This is a genomic window from Stenotrophomonas sp. NRRL B-14846, from assembly GCF_050473585.1.
Classification (GTDB): Bacteria; Pseudomonadota; Gammaproteobacteria; order Xanthomonadales; family Xanthomonadaceae; genus Stenotrophomonas.
The window spans coordinates 1-11,734 of sequence record NZ_JBFLUN010000027.1 but is presented as its reverse complement, the minus strand read 5'-3'; the positions used below and the strand labels follow the sequence as shown (position 1 = coordinate 11,734).

4 protein-coding genes and 6 pseudogenes are annotated in these 11,734 nt (G+C 67.9%); 6 read left to right on the top strand and 4 right to left on the bottom strand.

Going from position 1 to position 11,734, the window contains the following annotated elements; all coding sequences use genetic code 11:
* Nucleotides 1-52: 52 nt before the first annotated feature.
* From AB1281_RS24380 to AB1281_RS24355, 6 genes and pseudogenes are all read left to right on the top strand, one after another.
* The gene (locus AB1281_RS24380) at nt 53-706 is read left to right on the top strand and encodes a DUF3348 family protein (protein WP_430347247.1); all 654 of its coding nucleotides are present in this window, start codon (nt 53-55) and stop codon (nt 704-706) included.
* Between the two features lie 10 nt (nt 707-716).
* Nucleotides 717-2,980: pseudogene (locus AB1281_RS24375) on the top strand (DUF802 domain-containing protein).
* Complete coding sequence (locus AB1281_RS24370) at nt 2,977-3,972, top strand: DUF2894 domain-containing protein (protein WP_430347246.1); 996 nt, start codon at nt 2,977-2,979, stop codon at nt 3,970-3,972. Before AB1281_RS24375 ends, AB1281_RS24370 begins: the two are co-directional and overlap by 4 nt.
* 268 nt (nt 3,973-4,240) lie before the next feature.
* A pseudogene (locus tag AB1281_RS24365) lies at nt 4,241-6,565 on the top strand (TonB-dependent receptor).
* A gap of 269 nt (nt 6,566-6,834) precedes the next feature.
* Nucleotides 6,835-7,044 (top strand): hypothetical protein, encoded by a 210-nt coding sequence (locus AB1281_RS24360; RefSeq protein ID WP_430347245.1) that lies wholly within the window; start codon nt 6,835-6,837, stop codon nt 7,042-7,044.
* A 74-nt stretch (nt 7,045-7,118) separates the two neighbouring features.
* A complete protein-coding gene (locus AB1281_RS24355; protein ID WP_430347244.1) occupies nt 7,119-7,601 on the top strand; it encodes an esterase-like activity of phytase family protein in 483 nt (160 codons plus the stop codon).
* A gap of 960 nt (nt 7,602-8,561) precedes the next feature.
* On the opposite strand, the pseudogene AB1281_RS24350 reads toward AB1281_RS24355, so the two are convergent.
* The 4 pseudogenes from AB1281_RS24350 to AB1281_RS24335 form a co-directional block, all read right to left on the bottom strand.
* Nucleotides 8,562-8,681: pseudogene (locus AB1281_RS24350) on the bottom strand (REP-associated tyrosine transposase); the annotation flags it as partial.
* A 436-nt stretch (nt 8,682-9,117) separates the two neighbouring features.
* Nucleotides 9,118-9,602 (bottom strand): annotated as a pseudogene (locus tag AB1281_RS24345) (REP-associated tyrosine transposase).
* A gap of 180 nt (nt 9,603-9,782) precedes the next feature.
* Nucleotides 9,783-10,545: pseudogene (locus AB1281_RS24340) on the bottom strand (2,3-dihydro-2,3-dihydroxybenzoate dehydrogenase).
* Nucleotides 10,536-11,734, bottom strand: a pseudogene (locus AB1281_RS24335) (alpha/beta fold hydrolase); the annotation flags it as partial. The pseudogenes AB1281_RS24335 and AB1281_RS24340, both read right to left, overlap by 10 nt.

Genomic DNA, 11,734 nt, shown 5'->3' with positions numbered 1-11,734 from the left:
AGGCCGGGTCATCTGGTTGTAAAATCAACGGTTTTTGGCCCCTCACCCCTTGATGGCGAAAGCAGCGCAGCCGGTCCTGGGTGGACCGGAATTCCTCCGCCTGCTCGCCCGTCTCAGCGACGGCGCGATGCCGGCCAGCAGTCCCGCCCTGACCGATCGCCTCGGCCAGTGGGTGGACTGGAGCCGTGCCGTGGCCCTGTCCGGGGCCTTGGGCGGGCGCCTGCCCGAGCCGGGTGAGGCCGCCGAAGCGGCCCGGGATGTGCTGGACGACTGCGCCCAGGCCCATGCCAGCCTGCTGGCCTCGATCAGCGAGGATGCCGAGGCCGAGCGCCTGCTGGACCTGGCCGAAGCCGCCGCCGCACCCAATTTCGCCTCGCTGCGCCAGCGCTACCGGTGCTGCAGCAGGCCATCCAGACCGCCACCGGGCGACTGCGCGGCCGCCTGCGCGACCAGCTGGTACAAAGTTTCGCCCGAGCTGGCACGGCTGGCCGAGGTCGATGCGGTGATGGAACAGACCCTCACCCCGCGCGAGCACAGCCTGCTGGCCACTGCGCCGCGGGTGCTCGGCGCCCGTTTTGAACGCGTGCACGGCCAGCCCGGCTGGCGCGCGGCCTTCCGCCATGACATGCGCACCCTGCTGCTTGCCGAGCTGCAGCTGCGCTTCCACCCGATCGAAGGGCTGCAAGACGCCCTGCGCTCCCACTGACCGGAACACCATGTCCAGAACTGCTTTCCATGTCGTTGTTTTCCTTGTCGGCCTGCTGGCCGTGTGCTGGATCGGCATTGGCTACGTTTCGGTGCATCCGCTGGGTGCAGCGGTGGCGGCGATCATCGCGGCCTGCTACATCGCCGGTGGCGTGGAGCTGTACCGCTACCGCCAGGCCAGCAACGGCCTGCGCAGCGCACTGAGTGACCTGTCCAGCGCGAAGGAAAGCCTTGCCCCCTGGCTGGAGCGCGTGCCGATGGGCCTGCGCAACGCCGTGCGTCTGCGCGTGGAAGGCGAACGCACCGCCCTGCCCGCGCCGGTTGCTGACCCCGTACCTGGTTGGCCTGCTGGTACTGCTGGGCATGCTCGGTACCCTGCTGGCATGATGGACACCCTGCGCGGCACCGGCCTGGCCCTGCAGAGCGCAACCGACATGGCCGCCATCCGCGGTTCGCTGGCGTCGCCAGTACAGGGCCTGGCGGTGGCGTTCGGCACCTCGATCGCCGGTGTTGCCAGTTCGGCCATGCTCGGCCTGCTGGCGGCGCTGCTGCGCCGTGACCGCCTGCAGGCCGTGCAGCAGCTGGACCGTGCCATTGCCGGCGACCTGCACCCCTACTCGCAGGCCTGGCAGCGCGCCGAATCGCTGCGCCTGTTGCAGGCACAGTCCGCCGCGCTGCCGGCGCTGGTCGACCGCCTGCAGGCGATGACCAGCACCTTCGAACAGCACAGTGCGGCCGCCAATGAGCGTCTGCTGGCCGGCCAGGCCGAGTTCCTGACCCAGAGCCAGGCGCTGCAGGAACGCCTGGCCGTCTCGCTGCAGCAGTCGCTGCGCGAAGGTGCCGAGGCCAGTGCCGCTGCCATCGGTGGCGCGCTGCAGCCGATGGCCGAAACCACGCTGGCCGGCCTCGCCCACCATGGTGAGGCACTCCATGCCCGTGTCGAGCAGGCGGTGCAGCAGCAGTTGTCTGGCCTGAGCGACGGATTCGAGCGCAGCCGCGTCGCCACCGAAGCCAGCTGGGCCAAGGTCGTGAACGAGCAGACCCAGGCACAACAGGCGCTGGTGAGTGATCTGCGTCAGCACCTGCAGGCCTTCAGCGATGGCCAGGGCACGCAGGCCGAAGCACTGGTCGCGCGCATCGGCGAGCGCCTGCAGGCCGATGCCAGCGGCAATGCCGAGGCCTGGCGCGCCGCCGCCGAACAGCAGCAGGCATTGAATACCGCGCTGGTCGAACGCCAGCAGCAGGCGTTGCTGGACGCCAGCGAGCATCTGGACGCGCGTGCGCAGGCGCTGCTGCACACTGGAACAGCACCACAGCGCCAGCCAGGCGCTGCTGCAGGATCACGAACTGCAGCGTTCGCAGCAGTGGCAGGCCGCGCAGGCCGCCACCGCCACCGCGCACGACCGAACTGCAGGCCAGCCTGGACAGCCGCGAGCAGCAGCGCCAGGCGCGCTGGGATGCGGTCAGTGCCGAACTGCAGCAGGCCCACGCCGCGCTGCAGGCCCAGCTGCAGGCCGGCGACGAACAGCGCCTGCAGCGCTGGAGCGATGCCCTGCAGCATGTTTCCACCGATCTGGCCGAGCGCCTGCAGGCCAACGGCGAACGCCTGGCCACCCAGCAGCAGCAGGTCTGCGACACGCTGGCGGCAACCGCGCAGCAGATCGGCGAGAACGGTCGCGCCCAGGCCAGCGCCACGTTGGCGGAAGTGTCCACCCTGCTGCAGACCGCCGCCGCTGCGCCGAAGGCCGCCGCCGACGTCATCAACGAGCTGCGCAGCACGCTCTCCGAGAGCCTGGTGCGCGACAACGCGATGCTGGAAGAGCGCGGCCGCCTGCTGGCCACCGTGCAGACCCTGCTGGATGCGATCAACCATGCTTCGCACGAGCAGCGCACCGCGGTGGACGCGCTGGTCGGCGGTTCGGCCGAGCTGCTGGAACGCGTCGGCAACCGCTTCACCGACCATATCGCCGCCGAGACCGGCAAGCTGGATGGCATTGCCGCAGCGCTCAGCGGCAGCGCGGGCGACGTTGGCCAGTTGGCCGGCGCCTTCGGTGAGGCGGTCGCGCAGTTCGGCAGCGCCTCCACCGAGTTGTCCGGCCGCCTGGAACAGATCGGCGGCGCACTGGATGCCTCGTTGTCCCGCAGCGACGAGCAGCTGGCCTACTACGTGGCGCAGGCACGCGAGGTGGTCGACCTCAGCCTGCTGTCGCAGAAGCAGGTGATGGAAGAACTGCAGCAGCTGGCCACGCGCCGCGGCAAGGCCGGCAGCGCATGAGCGACGAGCTGGAGGTCGACGGCGGTTCGCACGCCCCGATCTGGGCCGCCTTCGGCGACCTGATGTCGGTGCTGCTGGGTGCGTTCGTGCTGATACTGGTCGGTGTGGTCGCCGTGCAGCTGGAGCTGTCGCAGCGGCTGGACCAGGAAGTGAAGCAGCGCCAGGCCGAAGCCAAGCGACTGCAGACGCTGGAACAGGCGCTGGCCGGCCCATTGGCCGCCGGTCGCGTGACCCTGGTCGACGGCCGCATCGGCATCAGTGGCAGCGTGTTGTTCGCGCTGAACTCCGACCAGCTGCAGCCGGAAGGCCAGGAGCTGCTGCGCAGCCTGGCCGCACCGCTGGCCGCTTACCTGGGCACGCGCGAAGAGATCCTGATGGTCAGCGGCTTCACCGATGACGCGCCGGTGCGCGAAGGCAACCGGCGTTTCGCCGACAACTGGGAGCTGTCCGCACAGCGATCGCTGACCGTGACCCGCACCCTGATCGCCGATGGCGTACCGGCCGACGCGGTGTTCGCCGCCGCGTTCGGCAGCGAGCAGCCGGTCAGTTCCAATGCCAGCGAAGACGGCCGCGCACGCAACCGTCGCGTGGAGATCGCGCCGATTCCCAAGCCCAAGGCCCCGGATGCCAATAAGCCGCCCGCACTGGAGGGCCTGCGCGCACTGGTGCGCGACCTCGATGCGGGGTCGCGCTCGCTGCCGCATTACCCGCACGTGCCGATGCTGCAGCAGGTGCAGCGCGAATGGTCGGAGCTGCGCAGCGAGCTGCAGGTGCGCCGCTCACTGCGCACCGAAGCCCCCGCCGACGGCGGCCCGCTGAACTCGGCGGTGCTGGTGCAGCGCATGCTGGACACCATGCAGGCAACCAGCCCCGGTTACCTGCGCCACTTCATCGACTACGTGGACACCCTGTCCTGGTTGCAGGCGCTGCAGGATGGCGCCGCCAGCGGCGGCGATACCGCGAAGCCGAAGCGCACGCGCAAGCCGCGCTGAACACCGATTGGTAGTGCCGGCCGCTGGCCGGCAATTGATTGATAGCCGCAGGTTCATCGGGCTGCCGGCCAGCGGCCGGCACTACCCGTCCTGGTAGGCGCCTCACAACAACTGAACATGTCACCAGACAGTCATCTGTCTAGCGCACCATTTTCACGTTGACCCACGGCGCCTGCAGCGCCCGCCGGTCGCATCGGTTGTCTCCCCTTTTGAACGCCATGAGCTCCGCGCCCGTGCGGTGGCTCGTGCCTGCCTGAGTGTCCGTAACATGACGAAGACTTTGTTGGCCGCTGCGCTGTCGATCGCGCTCGCTCCCGCGGCCTGGGCGCAGGATGCTGCCCCGACCTCCAGCACGCCCTCCGCCACCACCCTCGATGCGGTCTCGGTGATCGGCAGCGGTGAAGCGCGCCAGGTGCAGCGCATCACCCGCGAGAACCTCGACATCCTGCCGCCGGGCACCAGCCTGCAGAAGACGCTCAACCTGCTGCCGGGCGTCAACGCGCAGTCGGCCGATGCGCTGGGCACCAACGAGCAGTCGATGACCCTCAGCCTGCGCGGCTTCAACTCCACTCGCCTCGGATACACGCTGGACGGTGTGCCGCTGGGCGATGGTGCGTACAACAACTACAACGGCCTGACCATCAACCGTGCGCTGATCAGCGAGAACATGGCCGGCGCGGAACTGGCGGTGGGCATCGGCAGCCTCGGTACGCCGTCCACCAGCAACCTCGGCGGCACGATTTCCTATACCTCCGACCGCCCGGCCCAGGAACTCGGCGGCCGCGTGGTGCAGACCTTCGGCAGCGATGCCAACCGCCGCACCTTCGTGCGCGTGGACAGCGGCGAGTACAACGGCTTCTCCGGCTATGTTTCCGGCATGAATGCCGCCTCCGATCTGTGGAACGACCAGACCGCCTACAACAAGTCCACCACCAAGCAGTTCAACGCCAAGGGCGTTTGGAACTTTGGCCGCGGCCAGATCACCGGTTTTGTCGATACCTCGCGCACACACCCAGGCCGACTACTTCTACCTGTCCAAGGACGAGATGTCGCGCGGCCTGGGCTGGGACTGGGGCGGCTACGCGCCGGACTGGAACAAGGCGGTGGCCAAGGCCTACTGCAACACCGCCAGCTTCAATGCGAAGAAGTGCGACAGCAGCGGCCCGGACAAGGATGCCGACGGTGCCTTCACCGCCGGCCAGATCCTGCGCGATGACAACCTGTACTACCTGGCCGGCGACTTCTTCCTGGCCGATGGCTTCAGCCTGCGCGCCCTGGCCTACCACCACGATGACCGTGGCGAAGGCCACAACTGGAACAGCGGCGCGTGGTCGAACAAAGGCACCGCGCAGGAGATTCCGATCATCTTCCGCAACACCATCTATACCATCGACCGCGACGGCGGCACGCTGTCCTTCGACTGGGAGCTGGGCGCGCACCGCATCGAAGGCGGCGTCTGGTACGAGCGCAACACCAGCAGCGCCGAGCGCTACCAGACTGCCGTGGACGGCCCGCGTGACCTGAGCGGCATGAATACCCTGCCCTCCGATGTGGGCGTGTTCGCCCAGCGCACCCGCTGGAAGACCCACCAGTTCTTCCTGAAGGACACCTGGCGCCTGCTCGATGATCGCCTGACCCTGGAGTTCGGCGCCAAGAGCCCACACGCCACCTCCGATGCACAGGCACTGCCGGGCGACGCGAAGACGCCGATCTCGCCGACCTCGAACAACCAGTTCGCCACCGGTTCGTTGAAGGCCAGCAAGAACTTCCTGCCCAGCATCGGCGCCAACTTCCGCCTGAAACGAGCACCACGAACTCTTCGCCAGCTATGCCGAGAACATCGCCATGTTCCAGGGCGGCTTCAAGCTCGGGTCCGCAAGCGGTCAGCCAGGCCACCTGGAACGCGCAGGGCAACCTGAAGCCGGAGGAGTCGCGCTCACTCGAAGCCGGCTACCGCTTCGTCACCGATACCCCTGCAGGCCTCGATCCGGCCTACAGCGTGCGCTTCGACAACCGCCTGCTGCAGTACAACCCCTGTGACTCGCGCCAGCCGGTCGGCCCGACCTGCGGAAACCGCTTCTACAACGTGGGCGGCGTCGACAGCCGCCGGTGCCGAGCTGACCGTGCTGTGGACCCCGAACGAGCATTTCAGCTGGTACACCTCGGCCTCGCTGAACCGTTCGACCTATGCCTCCAATTACGTACAGGCCGGTGTCGAGCAGCAGATCAAGGGCAAGATCCAGACCGACACGCCCAAGCAGCTGCTGGCCACCGAGATCACCTGGCGCGACAACGGCTGGTTCGCCAGCCTGGCGTGGCAAGTACACCGGCGAGCGCTTCTACACCTACACCAACGACCAGGGCTTCGGCGGCTTCACCGTGTTCGACCTGGCTGGCGGCTACGACTTCGGCCAGGTCGGCTTCGCCAAGGGCATGCGCCTGTCGTTCAACGTGACCAACCTGACCAACAAGCGCTACGCCAGCAACCTGGATTCGAGCGTGTTCGCGCCCAGCGACCCCGGCCGGCAAGCTGTACGTGTTCCATGCCTCGGCACCGCGCCAGGTGTTCGGTACGATCGACCTTCGCTTCTGATCGACCGCCCGGAGTCCACCGATGTTCGCGACCGCCCTGCTGCTGGCCACGCCTCTCCGCCAGCGGATACTCCGCCCCACATGAGGCCAGTGGTACGCCGCCACGCACCCTGCAGTTGGGCGGTCGTACCTACGTGGATAAAGGCCTGGTCGCCGCCGGGCGGCTGCCGGCGGGCACGGTGGACTTCCTCGGCGACACGCTGGGCTCGTTCTCTTCGCTGGCGGTGCAGCCCGGCAGCTGGAAGCGTACCGCCAGCGGCTACGAAGGGCGTGCTCTGGACCCTGCCCGACCGCGGCCGCAACGATCCCGAGGCCGGCCTGTTCTACGACTACGCTGGACGCGTGGAGCGCATGCAGCTGCGCATCGACGTTACCCGGGGAAAGCCCGGTGCGCTCGGTACGCTGACGATGGTGCCGGACAAGGGAGTGGTGCTGAAGGACTTCAACGGTCAGCCGTTCACACGGTGCCGACCCGGGTGAGCACACGATCACGCAGCGCGAGGTGGTGCTACCCTCGCCCGCCAGCGGCGCGGGCGCGGGCAAGGTCTCGCTGGATGCCGAGTCGCTGCAGTTCACCGCCGATGGCCATTTCTACATCGGCGACGAGTACACCGCCAAACGTCTACTACTTCGATGCGCAGGGTCAGCTGCAGGGCGTGATCGTGGCACCGCCCGCGATCAGGCCGCAGCGCGAGGGCAAGCCAGCGTTCGGTTCCCTTGCGCCACCGCAGAGCGGCCGCCGCAACAACCAGGGCGTGGAAGGCATGGGCCTGTCGCCCGACGGCAGCCGACTGTTCGTGGCCCCTGCAGAGCACCACGCTGCAGGACAGCGCACAAGGCAATGCGGCCGGGCGCATCAACACCCGCGTGCTGGTCTACGACGTGACGGCCTCGCCGACGCCGCAGCAACCGATCGGCCATTACGTGATGGCCTTGCCCGCCTATGCGCACGACGGCAAGGGCAAACTGGACCGCACCGCCGCGCAGAGCGAGCTGCGCGCACTGGATGCCCACCGCTTCCTGCTGCTGGCCCGTGATGGCAACGGCCTGGGCAAGGATGGCGACGACCCGATCGTCTACAAGTCGGTGCTGCTGGTGGATGTGGCCGAAGCCAGCAACCTGGCCGGCAGCACCTACGAAACCGGCACGGCCTCGGTGCTGGCTGATCCAGCGGATACCACGTTGAAGGCAGGCATCGTACCCGCACGCTGCGACGAACTGCTGAACCTGCTCGACCGCCCCCAGCTCGCACGTGCCGGGCTGGACCTGGATACCAAGCGCGGCCCGCATGCCGGACTGCTTTCGGAAAAGTGGGAAGCCATGGACGTGCTGCCGGCGCTGGACCCCGCAGCATCCGAACGACGTGCTGCTGCTGATCGGCAACGACAACGACTTCATCGCCCGCAACTGCCGCATGCAGGGCCAGCCCTGCGACAGCCCGTACGACAACGACAACCGCGTGCTGGTCTACCGACTGACCCTGCCTTGACTGCATCGGGCATTGCCGCAACCGTCTCGCTCGAAAGCCTGGTAGTGCCGGCCGCTGGCCGGCATTACGCCCAGACCGACCACGCATGCGGGTACTCGCCAATCTGCCCAGCAAGACCAGCGCGCACCGGATTCCCGAGTATGTACAGAGCTTGCCGCGCCAGCGACTCCTCAGCCCTCAACGCAACGGGTAGTGCCGGCCGCTGGCCGGCATTACGCCCAGACCGACCACGCATGCGGGTACTCGCCAATCTGCCCAGCAAGACCAGCGCGCACCGGATTCCCGAGGATGTACAGAGCTTGCCGCGCGAGCGACTCCTCAGCCCTCAACGCAACGGGTAGTGCCGGCCGCTGGCCGGCATTACGCCCAGACCGACCACGCATGCGGGTACTCGCCAATCTGCCCAGCAAGACCAGCGCGCACCGGATTCCCGAGGATGTACAGAGCTTGCCGCGCCAGCGACTCCTCAGCCCTCAACGCAACGGGTAGTGCCGGCCGCTGGCCGGCATTACGCCCAGACCGACCACGCATGCGGGTACTCGCCAATCTGCCCAGCAAGACCAGCGCGCACCGGATTCCCGAGGATGTACAGAGCTTGCCGCGCCAGCGACTCCTCAGCCCTCAACGCAACGGGTAGTGCCGGCCGCTGGCCGGCATCACGCCCAGACCGACCACGCATGCGGGTACTCGCCAATCTGCCCAGCAGGACCAGCGCGCACCGGATTCCCGAGGATGTACAGGCTTGCCGCGCCAGCGACTTCTCAGCCCTCAACGCAACGGGTAGTGCCGGTCGCTGGCCGGCATCACGCCCAGACCGACCACGCATGCGGGTACTCGCCAATCTGCCCAGCAAGACCAGCGCGCACCGGATTCCCGAGGATGTACAGGGCTTGCCGCGCCAGCGACTCCTCAGCCCTCAACGCAACGGGTAGTGCCGGCCGCTGGCCGGCATTACGCCCAGACCGACCACGCATGCGGGTACTCGCCAATCTGCCCAGCAAGACCAGCGCGCACCGGATTCCCGAGGATGTACAGGGCTTGCCGCGCCAGCGACTCCTCAGCCCTCAACGCAACGGGTAGTGCCGGCCGCTGGCCGGCATTACGCCCAGACACGACCACGCATGCGGGTACTCGCCAATCTGCCCAGCAAGACCAGCGCGCACCGGATTCCCGAGGATGTACAGGGCTTGCCGCGCGAGCGACTCCTCCGCCCTCATGGCATGATCGAAGTAGCCAGACTGCCAGATCGTACTTCGACCGACCCCTGTAGGCGATTCAGGGCAAGCGCGCTCGACGACTTCATTCGGCGTGCAATGTCTGGAAGGTGAGCTGCACGCAGCTCGAACATCCAGTGGAGGTGATCCGGCATGACGACCCATGCGAGTGACTGCACCAGCCCCCGCCGCTCGATGTAATGAAACTGGTCGATTACACATGCCACTGCAGCTTCGCTTTCAAAGAGCCGGCGGCGCAGATGTGTGGTCGTTGTCAGAACGTAGACCTGACCGACAATGGAACGACGGCCCAGGCGGAGGCGATGGCTGCTCATGCCCCCATGGTGGAGCGATCGTTGCGCGTTGAACGTCAGGCCATGCCTCGAGGGGTGTTCGGAGTTGTCTGAAGTTGAATGAGGTTGCCGGCCAGCGGCCGGCACTACCAGGGAAATTGGATTGCCGGCCAGCGGCCGGCCCTACCGGGACCATGGATTGCCAGCCGGTATCGACAGGACTCAACCGCGCAGGGTGGCGCCGCCGTCCACGTACAGGTCGCTCATCGCCACGTGCCCAGCCTGCTCGGAGAGCAGGAACATCACCGAATGGGCAATGTCTTCCGGGGTGGCCAGCTTGCGCAGCGGGATGCCCGGCCTTGTACGTCTCCAGGCTCCCGGCGATCACCCGCTCTGCGCCATGCTCGTCCTGCCACATGGCGGTCTGCATCGGGGTCAGCGTTGAGCCCGGGGCGACGATGTTGCAGCGGATACCCAGCGGCGCCAGCTCCAGCCCGAGGCAGCGGGGTGAACATCGTGGCGGCGGCCTTGGACGCGGCATAGGCGGCCATGCCGTGCCGCGGCACGCCGGCGGCATTCGAACTGACGGTGACGATCGCGCCCTGGCCTCGCGGTGACATCACCCGCGCCAGCGCACGGCCAACATGGAACACACCGTCGGCATTGACCGCGAACACCCGGCGCCAATCGCCTTCGGTGGTCTCCGTAACAGCTCCCACATGCAGGACGCCCGCCACGCTGGCGGCAAGGCAAATTGGCCCAATGCTGGCTTCTACACGATCCACCAGTGCATCCACTGCCACGCTGTCGGTCACGTCGAGCGCAAACGCCTGCACACGTGCATCCATTATCACGGGCGCCCTCGCGGTCGGTTGCCACCACCGTGCAGCCGGCCTCGGCCAACAGCCCGTACCAGTGCCTCGCCGATGCCGCCGGCGGCGCCGGTCACCAGTGCCACGCGACCTTCAAAGCCGGTCAACTGCATGTTGCGATCTCCTGTTGCTCATCCCAGTGGCGCAGGCGCGCCGACAGCCACCGGCGCAGCTGCGCCACCGCATCGCGCCCGGTCAGCTCGGCATGCAGGAACGGCAGTTCCAGCGCCCTGCACCTTGCGTGCGTGCGCGCGCCACAGTGCCGACTGCAACTGTGGCCGCGCCTGATGGTCCCGGCCAGCGCGGACGTGCACCAGCGTGCCGTCGAACGGACGGTGGATGTGTTCGCGGATCAGCCGGTTGGTGCCAGTCACTGCGCGCACCACGCCATCGAGCACCACGTCCGGCAGGCTGCCGAGCGCACTACCACCGCGACGCAGGAAGCCGAGAATGCGTTCGCGGCTGTCCAGCTCCGGATGCGCGTCCGGGTCATGGCCGGCAATCGCCAGCAGTGCGCGCAATGCGGCGATGGCATCGGGTTCCGGTTCGGCCCCGCCAGCATTCGCTGGGGTAGGCGTCCAGCAGCACCAGTTCACCGACTTCACGCCCGATTTCATGCAGGCGCACCGCCATCGCCTGGGCGAGGATGCCGCCCACCGACCAGCCCAGCAGATGTACCGGTCCCCTTCGGCTGCAGCGCAACCACGCGCTGCACATAGTCATTGGCCATGGCTTCGATGCTGGACGGCAACGGCTGCTTCGGATCCAGCGCGGGCGACTGCAGGCCGTACACCGGTCGTGCCGGCTGCAGCGCGCGCGCCAGGCTGCGGTAGTTCCAGGCGATGCCACCGGCCGGGTGCAGCACGAACAGCGGAGTGGGCCCATCAGCATCAGTGGCAGCCAACGAGATCACCGGCCCCAACGCGTGGTCGGCCAGCGCCGGCGGCTCGGCAATGCGCGTCGCCAACGCGGCCACGGTCGGCTGCGCGAACAAAGCGCCCAGGCCAAGGTCGCAGCGCCAGCGCTGCTCGATCGCGAGCAGCAGGTGCAACCGCGGACAGCGAGTCGCCGCCGAGGCTGAAGAAGTCCGCATCCACAGCCACGGGCGCATCGCGGCCCAGCGCCTGGGCGAACAGCACGGCCAGCTCCTGCTCCAGCGGCGTGCGCGGCGCCAGTCCGGCAATCTCGTTCTGCGGCGGCTTCGGCAAGGCGTTGCGGTCGAGCTTGCCGTTCGCGGTCACCGGCCAGCGATCCACACCAACAAATGCCGAGGGCACCATGTAGTCCGGCACGCGGGTGGCC

Bases quoted from the DNA above. Each gene is read 5' to 3' on its own strand.
- AB1281_RS24380 (WP_430347247.1), top strand. From the start codon at position 53: ATGGCGAAAGCAGCGCAGCCGGTCCTGGGTGGACCGGAATTCCTCCGC.
- AB1281_RS24370 (WP_430347246.1), top strand. From the start codon at position 2,977: ATGAGCGACGAGCTGGAGGTCGACGGCGGTTCGCACGCCCCGATCTGG.
- AB1281_RS24355 (WP_430347244.1), top strand. From the start codon at position 7,119: ATGCCGAGTCGCTGCAGTTCACCGCCGATGGCCATTTCTACATCGGCG.